The 20,517-nt window shown below is 37.1% G+C and carries 21 protein-coding genes and 1 CRISPR repeat array; of the genes, 13 read left to right on the top strand and 8 right to left on the bottom strand.

Features of this window, described 5'->3' with window-relative positions; translation table 11 throughout:
- The first annotated feature begins 56 nt into the window (after positions 1 to 56).
- The 4 genes from SMAR_RS01740 to SMAR_RS01725 are packed head-to-tail and all read left to right on the top strand — an operon-like array spanning position 57 to position 4,229.
- On the top strand, positions 57 to 1,055 hold the full coding sequence (locus SMAR_RS01740; protein WP_011838648.1) for an ABC transporter permease: 999 nt from the start codon (positions 57 to 59) through the stop codon (positions 1,053 to 1,055).
- Between the two features lie 17 nt (positions 1,056 to 1,072).
- Entirely contained in the window at positions 1,073 to 2,239 is a 1,167-nt protein-coding gene (locus SMAR_RS01735) for an ABC transporter permease (RefSeq protein WP_011838647.1), read from the top strand.
- Positions 2,236 to 3,255, top strand: coding sequence for an ABC transporter ATP-binding protein (locus SMAR_RS01730; RefSeq protein WP_011838646.1), 1,020 nt, complete (start codon positions 2,236 to 2,238; stop codon positions 3,253 to 3,255). Before SMAR_RS01735 ends, SMAR_RS01730 begins: the two co-directional genes overlap by 4 nt.
- Before the next feature lie 2 nt (positions 3,256 to 3,257).
- On the top strand, positions 3,258 to 4,229 hold the full coding sequence (locus tag SMAR_RS01725; RefSeq protein WP_011838645.1) for an ABC transporter ATP-binding protein: 972 nt from the start codon (positions 3,258 to 3,260) through the stop codon (positions 4,227 to 4,229).
- A 2-nt stretch (positions 4,230 to 4,231) separates the two neighbouring features.
- Here SMAR_RS01725 and oadA read toward each other — a convergent pair whose 3' ends face one another.
- The 3 genes from oadA to cysC all read right to left on the bottom strand — a co-directional run bounded on the left by oadA (position 4,232) and on the right by cysC (position 8,054).
- Positions 4,232 to 6,001 carry a sodium-extruding oxaloacetate decarboxylase subunit alpha gene (oadA, locus tag SMAR_RS01720; protein WP_011838644.1) on the bottom strand — a complete coding sequence of 590 codons (1,770 nt, stop codon included), beginning with the start codon at positions 5,999 to 6,001 and terminating at the stop codon, positions 4,232 to 4,234.
- A gap of 24 nt (positions 6,002 to 6,025) precedes the next feature.
- The gene (locus SMAR_RS01715) at positions 6,026 to 7,384 is read right to left on the bottom strand and encodes an alkaline phosphatase family protein (RefSeq protein WP_011838643.1); all 1,359 of its coding nucleotides are present in this window, start codon (positions 7,382 to 7,384) and stop codon (positions 6,026 to 6,028) included.
- Between the two features lie 124 nt (positions 7,385 to 7,508).
- Positions 7,509 to 8,054: an adenylyl-sulfate kinase gene (cysC, locus tag SMAR_RS01710; RefSeq protein WP_011838642.1), complete on the bottom strand. Its 546-nt coding sequence runs from the start codon at positions 8,052 to 8,054 to the stop codon at positions 7,509 to 7,511.
- 227 nt (positions 8,055 to 8,281) lie between these two features.
- Here cysC and SMAR_RS01705 point away from each other — a divergent pair, with 227 nt between their 5' ends.
- Genes SMAR_RS01705 through SMAR_RS01695 form a run of 3 tightly spaced genes read left to right on the top strand, consistent with a single transcriptional unit; the run spans position 8,282 to position 9,963 of the window.
- Positions 8,282 to 8,512: a ribbon-helix-helix domain-containing protein gene (locus tag SMAR_RS01705; protein WP_011838641.1), complete on the top strand. Its 231-nt coding sequence runs from the start codon at positions 8,282 to 8,284 to the stop codon at positions 8,510 to 8,512.
- A 23-nt stretch (positions 8,513 to 8,535) separates the two neighbouring features.
- A complete protein-coding gene (sat, locus tag SMAR_RS01700) occupies positions 8,536 to 9,684 on the top strand; it encodes a sulfate adenylyltransferase (protein WP_011838640.1) in 1,149 nt (382 codons plus the stop codon).
- Positions 9,685 to 9,741: 57 nt separating this feature from the next.
- The gene (locus SMAR_RS01695; protein ID WP_011838639.1) at positions 9,742 to 9,963 is read left to right on the top strand and encodes a CopG family transcriptional regulator; all 222 of its coding nucleotides are present in this window, start codon (positions 9,742 to 9,744) and stop codon (positions 9,961 to 9,963) included.
- On the opposite strand, the gene SMAR_RS01690 is transcribed toward SMAR_RS01695, so the two are convergent.
- Positions 9,960 to 11,054 carry an SLC13 family permease gene (locus tag SMAR_RS01690; RefSeq protein ID WP_011838638.1) on the bottom strand — a complete coding sequence of 365 codons (1,095 nt, stop codon included), beginning with the start codon at positions 11,052 to 11,054 and terminating at the stop codon, positions 9,960 to 9,962. The two genes, SMAR_RS01695 and SMAR_RS01690, sit on opposite strands and share 4 nt — an antisense overlap.
- A gap of 200 nt (positions 11,055 to 11,254) precedes the next feature.
- On the opposite strand from SMAR_RS01690, the gene SMAR_RS01685 reads away from it, so the two are divergent.
- A complete protein-coding gene (locus SMAR_RS01685; RefSeq protein ID WP_011838637.1) occupies positions 11,255 to 12,001 on the top strand; it encodes a metallophosphoesterase family protein in 747 nt (248 codons plus the stop codon).
- Between the two features lie 8 nt (positions 12,002 to 12,009).
- On the opposite strand, the gene SMAR_RS01680 is transcribed toward SMAR_RS01685, so the two are convergent.
- Positions 12,010 to 13,263, bottom strand: coding sequence for an asparagine synthetase A (locus SMAR_RS01680; RefSeq protein WP_011838636.1), 1,254 nt, complete (start codon positions 13,261 to 13,263; stop codon positions 12,010 to 12,012).
- Positions 13,264 to 13,627: 364 nt separating this feature from the next.
- Between SMAR_RS01680 and apgM the strand changes: the two genes are divergently transcribed.
- The 5 genes from apgM to SMAR_RS01655 all read left to right on the top strand — a co-directional run bounded on the left by apgM (position 13,628) and on the right by SMAR_RS01655 (position 18,925).
- Positions 13,628 to 14,911, top strand: a complete 1,284-nt coding sequence (apgM, locus tag SMAR_RS01675; RefSeq protein ID WP_011838635.1) for a 2,3-bisphosphoglycerate-independent phosphoglycerate mutase — start codon at positions 13,628 to 13,630, stop codon at positions 14,909 to 14,911.
- Positions 14,912 to 15,069: 158 nt separating this feature from the next.
- Positions 15,070 to 15,409: direct repeats of the CRISPR family, unit length 25 nt; unit sequence CTTTCAATTCTTTCTATGTTGTTAC.
- Between the two features lie 258 nt (positions 15,410 to 15,667).
- On the top strand, positions 15,668 to 16,375 hold the full coding sequence (gene deoC / locus SMAR_RS01670) for a deoxyribose-phosphate aldolase (protein WP_011838634.1): 708 nt from the start codon (positions 15,668 to 15,670) through the stop codon (positions 16,373 to 16,375).
- Between the two features lie 238 nt (positions 16,376 to 16,613).
- A complete protein-coding gene (locus tag SMAR_RS01665) occupies positions 16,614 to 17,741 on the top strand; it encodes a hypothetical protein (protein WP_011838633.1) in 1,128 nt (375 codons plus the stop codon).
- 94 nt (positions 17,742 to 17,835) lie between these two features.
- Entirely contained in the window at positions 17,836 to 18,735 is a 900-nt protein-coding gene (gene cas6, locus SMAR_RS01660) for a CRISPR system precrRNA processing endoribonuclease RAMP protein Cas6 (RefSeq protein WP_011838632.1), read from the top strand.
- Positions 18,728 to 18,925, top strand: coding sequence for a hypothetical protein (locus tag SMAR_RS01655; protein WP_052833781.1), 198 nt, complete (start codon positions 18,728 to 18,730; stop codon positions 18,923 to 18,925). The genes cas6 and SMAR_RS01655 overlap by 8 nt, the downstream gene beginning before the upstream one ends.
- A 323-nt stretch (positions 18,926 to 19,248) precedes the next feature.
- On the opposite strand, the gene SMAR_RS01650 is transcribed toward SMAR_RS01655, so the two are convergent.
- The 3 genes from SMAR_RS01650 to SMAR_RS01640 all read right to left on the bottom strand — a co-directional run bounded on the left by SMAR_RS01650 (position 19,249) and on the right by SMAR_RS01640 (position 20,154).
- Complete coding sequence (locus SMAR_RS01650) at positions 19,249 to 19,458, bottom strand: PIN domain-containing protein (protein WP_011838631.1); 210 nt, start codon at positions 19,456 to 19,458, stop codon at positions 19,249 to 19,251.
- A gap of 173 nt (positions 19,459 to 19,631) precedes the next feature.
- On the bottom strand, positions 19,632 to 19,934 hold the full coding sequence (locus SMAR_RS01645; protein WP_212576999.1) for a PIN domain-containing protein: 303 nt from the start codon (positions 19,932 to 19,934) through the stop codon (positions 19,632 to 19,634).
- Positions 19,903 to 20,154, bottom strand: coding sequence for an AbrB/MazE/SpoVT family DNA-binding domain-containing protein (locus SMAR_RS01640; protein WP_011838630.1), 252 nt, complete (start codon positions 20,152 to 20,154; stop codon positions 19,903 to 19,905). Before SMAR_RS01640 ends, SMAR_RS01645 begins: the two co-directional genes overlap by 32 nt.
- Between the last annotated feature and the right edge of the window lie 363 nt (positions 20,155 to 20,517).

The following is a 20,517-nucleotide window of genomic DNA, read 5'->3' as shown; positions in this document are numbered from 1 at the left end:
TTTTTAAACACAAATAATCATTCTTTCTTTCCTAGAAGAGTATTGGTGGTATTGAAATGGCGGAGCTAAAACGTTTCCTTGTTCGCCGCTTACTAACGTTTATACCTACATTGATAGGTGTTACTTTCATTGTTTTCGTAATAGCGGCTGTGATACCAACAGATCCTGCTAGAATGTGGGCTGGAGGTGAAAAAGCTAATCCTAAGGTGGTGGAGCAGTTAAAGAAGGAGTATCATTTGGAGGGGAATATACTTGAAAGATATTATTTCGTAATGTATAAGTTATTTACTAATCAAATGGTTAGCCCTGTAACTCATCATTATATATGGGATGATCTCGCTAAAAAGTTTCCAGTAACGTTCCAGTTAACAATTATTGCGTTTATATACATTATAATAATTGGTATACCTCTAGGCATACTTGCTGCTTTAAAGAGGGATTCATGGGTTGATACAACTGTTCGTATTCTAGCATTAATAGGGGTATCTACTCCAGTATTCTGGCTAGCTTATCTACTAATATTCTTGTTCTTCACCCAGCTAGGATGGATAACTTTGGCAGGAACACCCAAGCCTTCATACTCATATACAGGTGTTCCATTAATTGATGCATTAATACGTTTAGATTTTCCAATGCTAGCCGAGATATTTAAGAGGTATTCATTGCCAGGCTTCATATTGGGCTTCATGGGTATAGGTGTTACAGCTAGGATTGTGAGGAATAGTTTCCTAGACGCTATGAACGCTGATTACACAGAATACGCTATAGCTAGGGGATTAAGAAAACTAAGAATTTACCGCCACATCTTTAGAAATGCTCTTGTACCCGTAGTGACTGTTCTGGGATTAATGTTTGGAGGATTACTTGGAGGTGCACCCATTACAGAGAGGGTTTTTGGACTACCAGGTCTTGGAAACTATATGTTGAACGCTATTAATCAATACGACTACCTTGCATTAATGGGTGCTGTATTCTTTGTTGCACTAATATATCTTACAGCTAACCTGATAGTTGATATACTCTATGCATTCATTGATCCAAGAGTTAGATATTAGGATCTAGGTGGTAAACTATGAGTGAGGAAGTATATGAGAAGAAAATACTTGATAAAATAATGGATAAGATAATAGATGGATATGCTAAGCTAATGGACAAGATAAGACCTGGATGGTATAGGAGAAACAAGGCTAGAATAGATGAATGGAAACTAATGGCTTACGCATTTAACAGATCGCCTCCGGGACTAATAGGTTTCTTCCTAGTCATAATATTCCTAGTCATTGCAATAATTGGTCCCTTCATTGCTCCATTCAGTTATGACTTGCCTCTTTCATCATTTGATAAGAAAGCATACCTTGCTCCCCCAGGCACAGTGATAACAATACCAAATAATAGTTTATCACAGTTTTTCGGAGTTAAGCCTGGAAACTATACATTGCTTCTTGGAGGAGACGATTATGGTAGAGACTTGTTAAGTAGAATACTGTATGGTGCTAGAACAAGCTTAGTAGTAGCTATACTCGTGATGCTTGTAGGTCCATGGATCGGGATAGCAATTGGCCTTATAGCAGGTTATTATGGTGGTAAAATAGATGAAGCATTAATGAGGCTTACAGATATATTCCTAGCATTCCCAGGCTTAATACTTGCAATAGCGTTCTCAGCTGTACTTCCACCGAGGATTCAGGATTTCCTAAACGCTAACCCTACAATACGTGATTTCTTCCTATCACTATTTGCTCTAAAACCACAGCATGCAGGCGCAATGGCTTACTTGGTAAGCGTAATAATTGCTTTATGGATAGTTTGGTGGCCAGGATATGCAAGGCTTGTCCGCGGATTAGTATTGTCTGCGAGGGAGAATGTATATGTTGAAGCTGCGAGAGCTCTTGGAGTACCTACTAGATGGATATTGTTGAGACATATCTTCCCCAATATACTTGGACCTGTACTGGTTTATCTTACACTAGACTTTGGAGGAGTAATATTGACAGAGGCAGGACTTAGCTTTTTGGGTGTTGGAGCTGTTCCACCAATAGCTGATTGGGGACGCATAATAAATGATGGATCCCAGTATTTCCCAAACTCTTGGTGGCTAGTGTTTTATCCGGGACTAATGATTTTGTTGACTGTCCTGGGATTCAACCTTATAGGTGATACTTTAAGAGACGTCTTAGATCCCAAGACTCGTAGAAGCGTAGAATTTAAACTTAAAAAGAAGAAGGGTGGGAAGAAATGAGTATAAAATGTGACCCAATTATTGAGGTTAGAGACCTATACGTTAACTTCTACACATATGCTGGAATAGTTAAGGCAATTGATAGTGTAAGCTTTAAGATATGCCGTGGAGAAACATACTGCCTAGTAGGAGAAACTGGATGTGGTAAATCAGTAACAGCTAAATCACTCACAGGACTCATACGCTCCCCTGGCAAAATAGAAAAAGGAGAAGTCCTATACTATCCAGAACCAGGAGCAAAACCTATAAACTTGTTACAGCTCAGCGAAAACGATCTAAGAAAGATTCGTGGCTCGGAAATATCATATATTTTCCAAGATCCTTCAGCAAGTCTTGACCCGCTATATACTATTGGCTACCAAGTATCAGAAACAATGTATGAACATGATAGGATAAGATCGATAAAGGAGGGAATACGTAAAGCTGTAGAGATACTGAGGAAAGTATTAATGCCTGATGCAGAAACTAGAGTAAAGAATTATCCACACGAATTAAGCGGTGGTATGAAGCAGAGAGCTGTTATAGGAATATCTCTCAGCAACAACCCTAAACTAGTAATAGCAGATGAGCCTACAACAGCGCTAGATGCAACGGTTCAAGACCAAATAATGGATCTCTTAAAGAAATTAAAGGAGAGAGAAAACCTAACTGTTCTACTTATCACTCATAATATGGGGCTTGTAGCGGATATGTGTGATCGTGTTGCTGTAATGTATGCTGGTAGAATAGTTGAGGAAGCAGATATTTATGAATTATTTAAGAACCCGTATCACCCATATACAAAGGCACTACTTAGAGCAGTACCAAACCCATTAACTAAGATGGAAAAGCTAGAATCAATACCTGGAACAGTTCCAAACCTAATAAATCCGCCTCCTGGTTGTCGTTTTCATCCAAGATGCCCATTCAAAATGGACATATGTGAGAGGGAGAGGCCTCCAGATATATGGGTAGGGCCTGGTCATAGAATAGCTTGTTGGTTATATGGTGAGAAAAAGAGTTCCGAAGGTGCTTGAAAATGGGTGATCCATTACTAAAAGTTGTTGATTTAAAAAAGTATTTCCCAGTGAAAGGTATATTTTTCACGAAAGGCTACGTGAAAGCAGTTGATGGAGTCTCTTTCGAGATTGAACGTGGGAAAACAATGGGACTTGTGGGAGAGAGTGGTTGTGGGAAAACAACTGTTGGTAGACTAGTTCTTAGATTATTGAAGCCTACTAGTGGTAAAGTATTCTTTGAAGGAAAAGACATCTTTAAACTCAAAGGTAAAGAACTAAGAGAGTTCCGTAAGAAAGCTCAAATGGTTTTCCAAGACCCATATAGTAGTTTGAACCCTAGAATGACAGTATTCGATATAATTTATGAACCAGTTAAAGTCTATAAGCTAAAAGTTTCTGATCCAGAGAAATTTGTTGTAAACCTATTATACCAGGTAGGCTTAAACGAGTCACACCTATACCGCTACCCCCACGAGTTCAGTGGAGGGCAGAGGCAGAGAATAGCGATTGCTAGAATATTAGCATTAAACCCTGAATTCATAGTATTAGATGAACCAACATCAGCTCTAGACGTATCTGTTCAAGCACAGATTCTAAACTTGTTAAAAGAGCTTCAGAGAAAATATAATCTCACCTACTTATTTATAAGCCATGATCTAGGAGTTGTTAGATATATGAGTGACTGGATAGCAGTAATGTATCTAGGACAAATAGTCGAGTATGGACCAGCCGAAGAAGTATTCGAGAAACCACTTCACCCATATACGAAGGCATTATTCTCTGCAATACCAATACCTGATCCAGAAATTACTAGGAAGAGAGAAAAATTAAAAGTTCCAGGAGAACCACCCAGCCCAATAAATCCGCCTCCTGGTTGTCGTTTTCATCCAAGATGCCCATTCAAAATGGACATATGTGAAAAAACAGAGCCAGAGCTTATAGAATATGAGAAAGATCACTTTGTCAAGTGTTATTTATACAGTAGGAAATAGTTTTACTTAGGCAATATAGTTAATAGAATATCGCCTGCTTCAACATCATCTCCCTCCTTAACCATTATTTTCTCGACAACACCACTGATAGGTGCTAATATATCTGTTGACATCTTCATAGACTCCAATATGACTACTTTACTACCCTTAGCAACTTTATCTCCGGGCTTGACAAGTATCTTCAATATTTTCCCAGCCATTGGAGCCTTTACTGGTTCGCCTCTATAACTGGTTTCGCTACTAGTTATGGATGTGGATGTTATAGTTGATGATGCTTGGGCTCCAGCTAGGGGGACAGGAGCTATAGTGGGGATAGGTGCTATGGATTTAATAACATCTATGTTTACACCCTCAACTCCGACAATATATTCTTGTCCATCAATGTATAACTTAATAACTTTCCTAGGCTTCTCCTCTTTAACAACTGGTTTTTCGATCTCTCCTTTCCTCCTTGCCTCGAAGAATTCTAGAGCTGTTTCAGGGAACAAGCAGTAGGTAAGTATATCTTCTTCTTTCTCCAAATACCCTTTCTCAACTAATACGCTTCTACACTTATCAAGCATTGGCTCCAATAGATCTGCTGGTCTAACAGTTACTGGTTTCTCGTCTCCGAGAATAAGCTTTTTAATTTCCTCCTTAATAGGTGCAGGGGGTCTGCCATATAAGCCTTTAACATAGTTCTTAGTCTCCTTAGGTATGATCTTGTATCTTCCAAATAATACGTTTAGGACTGCTTGTGTACCAACTATTTGTGATAATGGAGTAACTAGTGGGGGCCATCCAAGTTCTTCTCTTACACGGGGAACTTCTTCTAGGACAGCGTCTAGTTTGTCTAGAGCATTTTGCTCTCTTAGCTGAGCTATTAAGTTAGAGAACATTCCGCCAGGTATTTGATGTATAATCACGTTGGGGTTTGGTAATAGTATTCTCCAATTTAGTAGGTGTTGGTATTTTTCCTCGATAAACTTTGTGAGTTTTTTCGATATCTTATCTATAATATCTAATCGAATACTCGGTCTTTTATCTGATGGCAATGCATAGTATACTGTTTGAATTCCTGGCTGAGCAGTTCCAAATGCTAGGGGGGATATAGCTGTATCTATATAGTCTGCACCCGCCTTCACGCTTTCTAGGTAAGTTGCAACAGCTAATCCTGCTGTGGCATGTGTGTGGACATTTACTGGGACTTTGAATTCTTTCTTTAAAGCTGATACTAGCTCGTATGCTTTGTGAGGTTCTAGTATGCCAGCCATGTCTTTAATCGTGATCATATCTACATCCATGGCGAGTAGTTCTTCTGCGAATTTGAGATAGTAATCAATGGTGTGAACAGGGCTTATAGTATAGCACATAGCTCCTTGAACAATTGCTCCAACCTCTTTAGCTTTCCTAATACTAGTCTTCATATTTCTCGGATCATTTAATGCATCAAACACTCTGAAAATATCTATTCCATTCTTATATGCTAACTCAACAAATTTCTCCACAACATCGTCGGGGTAATGTCTGTAGCCTACAAGATTTTGTCCTCGGAGAAGCATTTGAAGCTTTGTATTCCTTACATTTTCACGTATAAGTCTAAGCCTCTCCCATGGATCTTCTCGTAGAAACCTAATAGCAGCATCAAATGTTGCTCCTCCCCACACTTCTAAACTATAGAATCCAGCCTTATCTATTAGATCAGCTATTTCCAGCATATCTCTTGTGCGGAAACGAGTTGCTAATAGTGATTGGTGAGCGTCTCGAAGCGTTGTATCTATTATTTTCACCATAAATGCCTCACCTAGAAATACTTATCACACTATTTTTTTATCCTCCATAATATATTGTATCATTTTATCCTTAATTCTATGAATATCTATAATGCCTTTATCTCCAGATTCAATAGTTTCCTCAGGATCATATATTGTGAACACACCATACCAGTCGTGAACAGCATCATCAGGCCCCTTATCGTTTTCCTCTAAATACAAAGTGTTCCAACCAATTGTTCCCGCAGCTCTCCAGCTTAGATCATCGAAGTAAACCATCATATCAGGAGGATCTCCCTTAACTACTGGATATAGTTCTCGAGGAGCATATGCTTTAGTATTCCATACCTCTCCATTTGGACCCTTGATTTTTCTCAGCTCATCTTTTAGCTCCTCTATTAATTCAGGAACATCGCTTGGCTCAACTATTCCATTAGGTTCTCTACCCTTAACGTTTATGAAGAACCTAGAATAATATCCGCCCCAACCCCATACCTTAGTGTGATCCCAGTCTATCATGTTAGGTTTCAAGTCTTCACCGGGTTTTTCAGGCTTCTTCTTAAGCTTTAAATATCCTTTTTCTTCAAGCCACTGGTTAACAACGAATGCTCCCTTCATAGCTTTAGCTCCGTGATCAGAGACTATGAATACGAGTGTGTCTTTAGGTATTTTTTCTAGGAGCGAACCTATTTTCTCGTCGAGAAACTTATAATAGCTAGGGATAATTTGCTCATATTTATTGCCTGAAACGTGTTTTGGATGATTACGGTCCCAGTATTTCCAGAAAGCATGATGTAATCTATCAACACCTATCTCAACAAACCATGCAAACCCCCATTTCTTATTTGTTAATAAATATTCTAGTACTTTGAAGTGTTGCTCTGTCATCTCCCATAATCCTTTAGCTACTTTATCTCGATCCTCTATTCTGAATACTACATCGAATATGTATGGTCCGAATCTATTCTCTATTTCTTTTTTGAGCCATGGTGGCCAAGTATATCTTTTCGTATGATCAGGTGTTATGAAGTCACTGATCAAATACCCCTTTATTGGTCTCGGCGGATATGATGGTGGAACACCTACAACAATACTGTTTACACCGTGTTTTCCCAGAGTATTCCATATAGGTTCTTCTCTTATCCTAGTTGAGTCCGCTATATACATTTTATCATAACTACCAAGAACTCTATGTCTAAAACCATATAATCCAAGCTCTCCTGGGGTCTTACCTGTTGCCATAACCATCCATGCAGGAATAGTTATCGGTGGATGACTGGATCGCATAATATATCTTTGGCCCTCACCAACTAGTTTGCCGAGAACGTTTAGCTCGTTTCTCAGTTCATCATATAGTATTCTTGGAGGAGCACAATCTAATCCAATAACAATAGCTCTCCTCAACTCATAACACACCATATAAGCATGATATGTTTAATTCATACTATTAGTTTATCAACTTATAAAGACACTTTAATCTAGGTTTAATTAGTTCCTCCATGTAAAAACTATGTGGAAGAATAGAAATTTAATTAATGCCAAATCTTTTAGCCAAGTAATTAATTATTTTTTCAACATTTTCTTCTATTGAATACTTAACAGTATCAACAACTATATCCGGGTTTTCTGGGGGCTCGTATGGATCGCTTATACCTGTGAAATGTTTTATCTCTCCACGCAAAGCCTTCTTATATAATCCCTTGGGATCCCTCCTTATACACTCCTCTAATGGACAATAAACATATACTTCAATAAATGGTGCTTCTTCCTCAATTATTTCACGGATCATCTTGCGTACATCACGGTACGGCGACACGAAGCTACAGAGAACAATTACTCCATTCCTAGCAAGCAGTCTCGCAACCCATGCTACACGGTGTAAATGTATTCTACGCTCCTCCCTAGTATAGCCAGCACCTAAACTAATTGTTTTACGAGCCCAATCACCATCAATAACTTCTACACGATAACCTTTATCTCTAAGAATCTTAGCAACATTTTTAGCCAACGTGGTCTTACCGCTCCCAGGTAAACCCGTGAACCAGACAACAAATCCTTTATTTAGATGCTTCAAAACACAACCCCTTCCACTAGATACTAGTAATTATTATTTGAACAATTCATTATTATCCGTAATCGAGGAATTATATTGTTTTCTACTTGAATCGATCAGGTGTTTTTATATATTAAATTAGTATGTATAATATGTTTGTAAAGATCATTTTTCCACAACTACATAATATTTTTATTTCCTATTTAATTATATTTAATTAATCATAGAGTATAGTATTCGGTGATAATATGGAGGACGAAAAAAGAATAAAATACACAACTGTCTCAATACCTATAACATTATATAATAGAATTAAAAAACTTATTGAAAACACTGGTTTCACTAGCGTATCCCAGTATGTAACATATGTTTTAAGAGAAGTTGTTGCTGCACATGAAGAGGAAAAGTATGAGGAACCATTTACTGAGGAGGATAAGCAGAAGATTATTGAGAAGCTTCGCCGGCTAGGATATATTTAAGATGAGATGAAAGGTGATATATAGTGATACCTCGTCCTCACGGTGGAAAGCTAGTTAATAGAATTGTTTCTTCCAAGAGGAGAACAGCGCTATTAAAGGAGACACATGAGCTTCCAAGCATAGAGATTAGCTATGAGAGATTAATTGATTTGCTCGATATCGCTAATGGAGCCTTTAGCCCATTGGAGGGATTCATGGTTCAAGAGGATTATTTACATGTATTATATGATATGAGGCTATCAAATGATCTTCCATGGACTATACCGGTAATCCTAGATGTTGATCCAGAAGAGATTAGCAATGTTAAGGAGGGGGATGATATTGCTCTCAAATATAAAGATGAAATCTACGCTATTATGAGAGTTGAGGAAATATATGGATGGGATAAAAAAGAATATGCTAGACAAGTATATAAAACAACTGATCCCAACCATCCAGGCGTAGCTAAAACTTATCAACGCAAAGAACTATTACTTGGAGGAACAATTGATTTACTGAACCAACCTCATCACCCACTTGAACACAGAATATTATGGCCTATAGAAACACGTGTTCTTTTCAGAGAGAAAAAGTGGAGAACAATAGTGGCTTTCCAAACACGTAATGTTCCTCATCGTGGACATGAATATGTTCAAAAAGCAGCCTTGACATTCACGGATGGCTTATTCATTCACCCACTAATAGGTTGGAAAAAGCCTGGTGATTACCGTGACGAAGTTATTTTTGCAGCATATGAAGCATTGATCAAACATTATTATCCAGATAATGTGGTTGTACTAGCTGGTTTAATGATGAATATGAACTATGCTGGTCCTCGAGAAGCTGTTCACCACGCTATTGTCAGGAAGAATTTCGGGGCAACACACTTTATTGTTGGAAGAGACCATGCAGGTGTGGGAGATTATTATAAACCATATGAAGCATGGGAGATATTCGATGAATTCCCAGACCTGGGCATAACACCATTATTTATACGAGAAGCATTCTATTGTAAGAAATGCGGTGGAATGGTTAATGAGAAAATATGTCCCCACGGCGAAGAATACAGGATCAGGATAAGCGGTACTAAGCTTAGAGAAATAATTAAGAAAGGTATTACACCGCCAGAATACATGATGAGGCCGGAGGTTGCCAAAGTAATACTTAGTTTTAAAGACCCCTTCGTACACTAAGAAATAAAAATAAGCTAATACATTACTAATCAATATAATTTAGATGGTGTAAATGTCTTGGCGGAGGAAGAAGTTACTGTCAAAATAAGTATTCCTAAAACATTGTATGAGAAAATAACTCGGGAAGCAGAAGATGCTGGATTCAATAATATTGAGGAATTCATAATATATGTGCTGGAACAACTTGTTGAGACGAGTAGTGTTGAAGGAGAAACTATGAGTAAGGAGGACGAGGAAAAGGTTAAGGAGAGGCTTAGAGCTCTCGGATACATTGATTAATCCATACATGTTTTAGAAAAATAATTATTTTTATTTATGCTTACAAAATAGTTGTCCAATAATGTAGCAAAGGCAGTTATTATTATTGCGTTGGCAACTATTCCGAACAGGAAACCATAGATCATTAGATCCTTTATATCTGCCTTACCACTAGCATATACTATTGCTGATGGAGGAGTAGATATTGGTAATGCTATAGCGTTATTTAGCGATACAACAGCTACAATAGTTGCTAGTGCCGCACCTGTTGCAGGGCTTAATCCAAGTGATGCTGCCATAGTCATTCCCAAAGGAATCGTTAATGGTGCTATGAATGCTGATGTCGAAGTATGGCTTGATATAAATGTTCCTATGAAGTATGCTGTAAAACCTATGATGTAGAATCCTACCCATCCAAGCGATCCTATGCCGTGTAGCTGTGATAATAAATAATTAGCCCATCCACTCTTCATCAACCCTGATCCAAGAGTTAATCCGGCACCGAACAATACCATGAGATCCCATGCAAGTTTTTTCCAATGCTCCTTCGGATTCAATATGCCTGTTGCGAAGAACAACAGTATACCTATGCCTGCAGCAATACCTGTTTTAATACGGTGTAAAGGCTCTGTAATCCATAAACCTACAAGTATCAACAGCTCTATCAACGCTATAATCTCTACCTTGCTCCAAGGCTTAGCTTCTCCTCTCTCCCTTATCCCTCTAAGATAATCCTCAACAATTCCTAGTTCTCCACCAGCAGTTATTCTAGCATATAGAAACGCTAATAACACACCTATACTAAACCCTATTATCCAAGCAGGCAATCCTATTAGTAACCATTCATAGAATCCTATAGCATATTGTCCATAAGCAAACTTATTGAGAAACTCAGCAGCTATAAGGTTTGGAGGAGTCCCGATCAATGTTGCTGTCCCACCTATACTAGCCCCCATAGCTAGTGAAACCATTGCTATAGATGATATCCTGGGAGCCTTATCTCTAACACCAGCTAATAATGCAGCTGCTAATGGGAGCATAACATATGTTGCAACAGTATTACTCATCCACATGCTTAAGAAGCTTCTCAGAAAACTTATTCCCAGAATCAATGTATAGGGTCATCGAGCTATTCCAGATAAAAGCCTAGCTACACGGACATCTAGTCCTTTCTCTCCAATAACAAGCTCCATAGCACTACCAGAAATATATAAAGTAATATCATATATGAAAATTTTACCTATAAAGCATAATATTTTCTAAGCAATTTAATTATTGACATAAAATACTTATACTAGAAGGTGAGCATTGAATGAAGAAATTACTAATAAGCGATATACACGGAAACCTACCAGCTCTCCAAACAATATTAGATAATGAAGTATATGATGAAGTGATTGTTCTCGGAGACCTAGTAGATTATGGTCCTTACCCGGGAGAAGTAATAGATGTTTTGAGAACTATTGGAGCCAGAATTATTCGTGGAAACCATGACCACGCTGTTGGATACGGAGTTGATTGTAGATGCGGCGAAGCTACACACTGGGTTAGTGTATGGTTTAGAGAAAATATAACCAATAAATTGTTGAGTAGTAATGATAAAGAATACTTGGCGAAACTACCGTTATTTATTGAAAAAGACAATGCATTATATGTGCATGGATCACCATCTAATCCCTTATATGACTATTTATATCCATGGATTGGATACGAGGAAATAATAGAGAAAATCTTACGAGCAGTAATTGGCCGAAAATATGTTTTTGGAAAAACCAGTGGCAAACACCGGTATGAGAGGATCTATGTTGGACACACACATGTACAGTTCATGTTAACAATAGATTCCATACAAGTAATTAATCCGGGAAGCATTGGTCAGCCAAGAGATGGTGATCCAAGGGCTGGATATGCTGTAGTCGAGAACGACACAGTTATTTTAAAGAGAAAAAAGTATCCTGTTGAAAAAATTATTAGGAGATATGAGGAGCTAAAAATACCTGATCCATACTATTCCTTTCTGAAACAGCTACTTCTAACCGGCAAATTACCGCATCGCTGAATAACTTTTTACGGGGTCCCAGTTATTCCAGGTAGTTTGGGGAATATAGTTGCATATCCTACATGCTTATGTCCTGCCAAGTACCTTGTTAGTCTCTCTAATCCTAATCCCCAACCACTGCTAGGAGGTATCCCGCCCTCCTTAACTAGTTCTATGAACCACTCATATTTATCGAGGGGTTCGCCCAGCTTCTTTATTCTCTCAATGATTTGCGGATATCTATATTCTCTGGTTCCACCATCTATTACTTCACCGTACCCCTCTGGTAATAATAGGTTGAAGTCTAAGTTATATCTTGGATCATCGGGGTCTGGTAAATAGTAGAATCCACGGCTTATAACAGGATATCCTATAATCCATACTGGTGAATCATAGTATTCTGCAATTTTTGTTTCTGCTTTATGTGTTAATTCTTTACCCCACTCAACGGGTTCTCCAAGTTTCCTGGCTAATTCTAATGCTTCATCATATCTTATCCTGGGAAATGGTGGTTTAAGTATTATTGGTTCTTTTCTCTCACCAATATCGTATATTAGATCAATGTGTTTATCAGCAATAATCTTAGATACAGTATATAGTAGTTCCTCAGCCAACCTTATTACATCTTCTAAATCGCTCATAGCCCATTCAATATCTAATTGAGTAAATTCGGATAAGTGCCTACCTGTCCATATGTTTTCCGGTGGTTCTTCACGAATGTTTCTTGCTGTAAAGAATACTTTTTCATAGACAGCTACAGATGCTTGTTTAAACATTATAACACTGCTTGTCAACTCATATGTTTCTCCATAATATTTTGTTTTTAGTTTCTTTGCACCTCTAAGCCCTGGATCACTGGCTAAGCTGATCATCGGCGGTAATAGCTCTATGAAGCCTTTACTATATAGGTTCTCCCTACTATACCTTGTAACATATGATAGTAATTTTATAGTGGAAGATATTATTGAGTTTCTAAAATACCATGCGTAATGCCTAGCGTAATCTGATAATTCAACATTATCTATTCTTGTATAATCGACTATTCTCTCCTTGACGGGTTTATGGATAACCTTGTAATCACTAACGATAATAGTATCATCTACAACTATACCTTTAATCCATAGTAGTGTCTCTAGGGGAAGACTCTTAATCTCTTCAGAACCTATACCTTTTATACTGAACGATTCTATCCCGCTAGGATCTCTGAGCATTAATTTATCTCCCATCTTATCAGCGATCCAAGCAATGATCTCTACTACACTACTATCTCTGTATTGTTTCAAATGTTTTAATAGAATGGTTCTCCTATATTTCGAGAATAGAGTCTTAGAATAGGTTTGGGAGAATTGGAGTCTTGTTTTACTCGTTAAAACACATCCCTTATCACCTTAATTATACCAAGATTTTTTCGAACACTTATTTAGGCTTAACTCTTGTTTATCCAAATATTTTTTGTTAAATCCTGAGTCTTTTACTAATCAAAGATAATCCATCCGGAAAATTGTTCGGTTAACCAAGCTATTTATATATTGTTTTCCAGAATATCTATTAGTCTATTAGATTCTTTATCATAGGTTAATCGCCACTAATAATTTTTAAAATATGTTGTTTACGTGTTAATACATAATAATGAGGTGATTTATTGGGATGTCGGTTAAGAAATTATTATATCTTGTCCTAGATGGTATGGCTGATAGACTAGATGACCCAGCTACTACGTTGGAACTTGCTGTGAAGCCTGGATTAGACTATATTGCTCGTAATGGTGTTTGCGGTTTAATGTATACTGTTGGGAAGGGTGTGGCTCCTGAAAGCGATGAAGCAGTTATATCTATTCTTGGATATAATCCTCACGAAGTATATCCTGGTAGGGGGGTTATTGAAGCAGTTGGTGCTGGGCTAAGTATTAGGGAGGGCTATGAGGTAGCTTTTAGAGCTAATTTCGCAACAGTTGATCCCAAGACTAAGAAATTAATTGATAGAAGGGTTGGCAGAAGCTTATCCACTGAAGAAGCCAACGAGCTTGCTAAAGCTGTTGACGGTCTTGATCTTGGAAAATATGATGGATATGCAAGAGTTAAAGCCACTATTGGTCATAGAGCAGTTGTTGTTATTAGCAGTGATAAATATAGGTTAAGCCCATATGTTAGCAACAGTGATCCAGCATATATTCGTAAAGGATTATTGAATATTGCAGTTAAAGAGTTCGAACCATATATTAAACCTGTCGAAGCTCTCGAAAACACAGAAGAAGCTAAGAGAACAGCTGAGCTAGCAAATATTTTCACGGAGAAAACAATTGAAATACTAGATAAGCACCCAGTAAACATTAAGAGGAAAGAAAAGGGTTTATTGCCTGGAAACGCTATCCTGCTCCGAGACGCTGGGGGAACACTACCCAAAACAACTCCATTACCCATAAAATATGGTTTAAAATTTGCGGTCTTAGCTGAAATGCCTGTAGAAATAGGGATTGGTAGAATATTTGGAGCAGACACAATAGCGTTAGAACCACCAATAGGAGATCCCAGTGAGGTATATAGTGTTAGACTCGAGAAATCATTGGAAGCACTTAAAAAATATGATATAGTCTATGTACACCTAAAAGGACCAGATGAACCAGGACACGATGGAAACATAGAGTTGAAAAAGAAGAGAATAGAAGATATAGATAAATACTTTGTCCAACCATTCCTAGAAAAAATGAGTAGTAACACAGCAATACTAGTAACAGCAGACCACGCAACACCCCCATCTATAGGAGCACACACAGATGATCCAGTCCCCGTAGCAGTAATGGCAGAAACAATACAGCCAGACCAAACAACAAAACTAACAGAAAAAGAATGCAGAAAAGGAAAACTAGGAATAATACCTCATGGATGGGAAATGCTGCCAAAAATCATAAAACTACTAAACCAACACACATAAACTAATATTCTAACAAACAAACTCAAAACCCTAAACAATAAAACAATAAACCCCACACAATACAAAAAACACTACACATCTTTCCCCAAGCACCCGATCAAAACACTTCATTACTTCATCTTTCTCCCCAATAATGATCATACCTCTAGTCAATATTTCTTTCAATTCTTTTAATGTTGTTACCAGTAAGTGCTCAATGCGATAACTGCAATGCTTTCAATTCTTTCTGTGTTGTTACTTTACAGTTAGTGCGAATGGGAGAATGTCTATATGGTTCGACTTTCAATTCTTTCTATGTTGTTACATTAAAAATAGTAAATGTATACCAAACAATATATATAATCTTTCAATTCTTTCTATGTTGTTACTGAGGATATAGGAGTATCTGGTGCTATATCCCCCCTAGCTCTTTCAATTCTTTCTATGTTGTTACGGGAGATCTCCACAGTATCACATAGACCCAGTCTCCAGCGCTTTCAATTCTTTCTATGTTGTTACATTGGTTCGAATACTTTGCTACATTTATCTTTTTTGTTCGAAATGTTATATATGTTTTTCCATATTTGATCCTTGATTGATCATGTTCGAGTGATTTTCTATTGGTTTAATAGTATCTCTGACCCCTTGACGAGTTTGTATAATGAAAAATATTCGACCAGTTTCCATTGGTTTTGTATGTGTTTTTTTCTTGGTTTTGTGTTTGGTGTGGTTTTATATGTTTTGATGCTATATTTTATAGTTATGGGGTGGTGTGTTATGGGTGTTGGTTCGCTTGTTGAGAAGCTTAGTGTTAAGGAGTTTGCTTCTATGATTGATCATACTTTGTTGAAGCCTTATGCTGATTATAAGTTGTTGGAGAAATATGTTGAGGATACTAGGAGGTATGGTTTTGCAGTGTTAATGCTTCCGCCTAGTTTATTGTTGAAGGCTCGTGAGATTGCTGGTAATACGATTAGGTTGGCTACTGTTATTGGTTTCCCGTTGGGGAATACTTTTGCTGGAGCTAAGGTTTTAGAGACTCGTTTAGCTGCTCAAGCTGGTGCTTCCGAAGTTGATATGGTTATGAATATTAATTATTTTAAGAGCGGAGACTATGATCGTGTATTGGATGATATGAAGCATGTTGTATTGGAGGCTAGGAAAAATAATATTGGTGTAGTTAAAGTCATTATTGAAACTGGTTTGTTGAGTGATGAAGAAAAAGTTAAGGCTACAGAGCTTGTAGTTGAGAGTGGAGCGGACTATGTTAAGACTTCCACAGGGTTCTTAGCAGGTGGTGCTACAATACATGATGTAGCATTACTATATAGAGTTGCTAAGGGGAGAATAAAAGTTAAAGCTGCAGGAGGTATAAGACACGCTCTAGACGCATTAGCAATGATTGATGCAGGAGCATCACGCATAGGGACAAGCACTGGAGACAAAATTATTGAGGAATTCATCAAGTTAAAGGAGGGAAAATAGTTCTTAATATTTTTTGACGATTTTTTCTTATTTATGCTAGAATTATTTTAGAAACTTTGAATAGAACGTATACTATATTTCCTTTAAAGCTTCATAAAGCTGATATGGAGTCTAATAGCATCTTTAATGGATGATGAAAACCTAATACTAGAGGAGAGCCTATATAAAACAATGTACGGATGACCAGTAGGATTATATAGGATTAAGAATAGTTTTTGTTTTTGTGGTGGAAAATAATATGTTGTCGAATAAGATACTTATATTATTATTTATGGGAATAATATTATCACTAATACCTACTGGTGTGGTAACACCTGTTATTAGTGATGAGGATTCAAGTTATTATGTTAAATACTTGTTCACCCTAGACATATCTACTAATGTTAATCTTTCTATGCACAGCGAAGTGGTTATACTCTATAATGCAACAATGACTTCACAAGACACCGTACATGTAACGATTAGTATTGAGAAGATTACTGCCTCCCTAGCATCGGGCACATCGACAACGACAACAACGTTCTCACCTAGTGGATCAAGTGAAAACACTGAGAAGCTAGAGTATAGTGTAGATATAGATTTAGACGAATACTATAAGGGTTCGTTTAGTGGTGGAGAAACAATGGGAGCAGTATCTAGAACTTTTAATATACCTTTAAGCGGGTTAACAACGTATTACAATATATCTTATCTAGGCATGGATACATATAATGGATTACCCGTGTACAAGTATAAAGTTTCAATGAACATAAGTGATCAAGGTAGAATATTTGAAGCAGAAGGAGAAACATATCTACACATGGGGACCCTGCAACCCCTATATATGTATCTAGACATGAACGTGAAAGGTTCTGAGTCTTCGGGTGAATTAATATATAAGCTTGAAACACTCGAAACAAATCTTCCCGCTAAAGCTACTAGTTTAGAAGAGGATCTAGGTAAAGCTAAAATACTTGCTGGAGGACTGCCTGGAGCAAACATAGTTGTTAAGGGCTTTAAAGGTTCTACAGCTATAAATGTTACTAATAATGGTGATAGGCCCGGCTATCTTATCATACTCTATAAGAGTGAAGAATTAAGCTTATCAATAATACCTGCTGAGCAGAAAAGCTCTTATAATATATTAGCTGTTAAGCCAGGGGAACCAAAAACTATTGATTTAGGGTTTATGCTTGATAAAGACATTAATATTGCTACTCAACAAGTTAGTCCAAGTATTGATTGGAGAATAATAATATTGTTGTCTATTACAGCAGTTCTTGTTGGTGGAGTAATCTATGTATTCCATAGATCGGTTAATAAGTTGAAGGAACTTAAAAGCATGAGTAACGAAGAGGTTCCGCCATCCAATATTCCTGCTCAGTAATTGTTAAGTTTGTCTAGATGTGATAATTTTTATCTATTATTCATATATATTATATTGTTTGTAACAAGTACTACCTCATTATTGGTGTTTATATATGCTTATAACAGATATAATTGGTTCAAGACTTCTTTACTCCGCCTCTCCCAGAACATATTATAAAGCACATATTGTATTAGAGGTGAAGGGAGAAGCTGTTCTCCCTCCATATACTGGTAAAGTTGTTAAAACACTTCTAATCAATGCAGAGCCTGGTTTAGAAGATGTTTTCTCATCAAACTATAATCCTAAACCAATAGCTATATCTACACTTGCTAAGCGGGTTAATAATAAATATTTGTATTTATGGAAGAAAAGCGGTAGCGATATTGTTTTAAAAGTTGATCCTGGAGATACTGTTGAGTTCTGGGTTGGTTTCACAGAGGATATTGCATCTAAAATGATCGAAGCCCTAACTAGTCTTGATGGATTAAAACTTTTCAATACCAAGTGGTCACTGCTTGAATATAATATTGAATCATATAAGCTCCCAGCAAAGCCTGAAGAGATCCCGCTGGATTATCGTTTAGATGATGCTATAGCTGTGAAGGTGGAGTTTAGAACTCCCGCACTCCTCCTAGACCCCTATAAGAAGACTAGATATAAGAGGTTTCTTCCTACACCTGGAAATGTTTTCTCATACAACATAGGCGACTTATTAAGGCTTACACGTGATAAGGAATATATTGAGGTTGTTATTCTAGTGAATGCATTACTTAATGAAACATATACTGTGCTAGAAACAGTTAAGCCTGTAAAATATGTTTATGGAAACAAGTCTCTTCCAGGAATAATAGGTTATGCAAAATACATGATAGACTGGGATCTCCTAGCTGAGACTAAAGCTAAACATTTATTAGAAAACATATTATTGCACGCATCAATAATGGGTATAGGAACAAGTAGAGCAAACGGTTTTGGACACGTAACAATAAAGGTGATTCAATCCAATGAGTAAAGACAAGGATATAGAAGAAATATTGGATGAAGCAATAGATCTAGTAGACAAAATAGAATCCTTCCTAACAAGAATAAAACCAAACAAAAAAATCGAGCAAGGACTAGTTTTTCAAATATACCAAAACATAGTCATCCTAAGAGAAAAAATAGTGGAAGCCAGGATGAAAACCACAAGATATAAACATTAAGGAAGGCGAGTTCATTAGGAGACTATATTCAAAACTATAGAATACGTGTTTTCGCCGTAGCCCTTAATAGTCTTGGAAAGATAATAAATTAGCATAGTTTTAGCAGAACAATTGTTCAGAAATATCTTCCTAATAAAAAGAAAATGATTCAATGGAATAAGCTGTGTTTAAAGATAATAAGTTCTTAAGAAATTTTTATGTTTGATCCTTTTCTAGTTCATTTACTAATTTATCCAAAACCTTTAATGCTTTAGGTTTTATTCTAGCCGGGTTAAGCTTTTCATAATATTCTATTGGCATTTGTACATATTATTTTATTTAGTTCAGTCTAGTTGTTCGGGAGTTATAATATTATTTCTTGGTAAGTTGTGTTTTTCTATAAAACCTATAAGCTCTTCATCAACTGTTAGGAGTTTAAGCTTTCTTGATAGAGTTATCGAGTATAGCAGGTTATCTATCATATCTCTGTGGCCCAACCTATACATGTATATGGCGTTACCTATAGATTCATCATCTATGGGTACATGATTCATTGTGGTTGCCCGTGCTTTATCTTTTGGTTGTTTTGGATATTATTTGCACGGGCTTCCCCCTCTTGGGTTGGGGCTTCATCCCTTCACGGAGGGGGTTATCGGGGCTCCACCAAGACCACCATGAGCCCTTCATCTGCATTTCCCAAATCATTAACCATTATATTAGTGAGGATTTATAAAACGAACCCCGCCAATCTATCAAAACAACCATAATATCCAAATAAGCAAATAGTCTCAATAATTGATCTAACCCCTTGCCTAATACGTGAAACTTCTTCATCTCTGCCTCTAATTACCTTTATTATTTTCCATAGGGCTTCAAGTATACTTATCTCATTATAGTAGAGCTTATAAGAACCTAGCTTATAGAATGTATTCATTATCCTCTCAGATGTTTCAAAGCCTAGTATTGGGAGCAGGAACGAGGTATCGAGGAGTATTCTCTTATTGTTTCTCATAGATTTTTTCTTGTTCAAGAATACTCTCCTCCTCTAGTTCCTCAGGCATTATTTTGCCTATCTTTTTACCATGTATTGCAAGCCATACAGCGTCTCTTATCGGTTCAATCACGATCTTGTCTCCAACAGCCATTACTCTAACCCTCTGACCTTCACGTATCTTAACTGCTTCAGCAACAGCCTTAGGTATAACGATAACCCTTTTCCTACCAACCTTGGTCTCTACAACAACACTCATAAGTTCTCACCATTTAACCATATACTAACCTATACTATAAAGCTTAGCCTCCACGATAATATCTGACAACCCAAAGATCTCCATCATAGCATTCTTAATAGATAGCCTTACTATTTCTAACAAATTGTTAGAATACTTCAATGCTCGACAAATAACGAATCTTATAGCGAATACTACATATTAATACCACATTGTTCCGGTACGTAGACGTAAGAATCACGTGTTTAAGTGTTTCCACAAGCGCTTCCAGTTTCCTTAACCAATATCTTCCTATCTCTCAGGATTTCTTAGAGAAAACAATTAGGCTTTACAATGCATTTTTATTTGCCACAACAATCAACGAACTCCTCATCTTTATAATTG

Source organism: Staphylothermus marinus F1, assembly GCF_000015945.1.
GTDB classification, from domain to species: Archaea; Thermoproteota; Thermoprotei_A; order Sulfolobales; family Desulfurococcaceae; genus Staphylothermus; species Staphylothermus marinus.
This window is presented reverse-complemented; position numbering and strand designations above follow the sequence as displayed.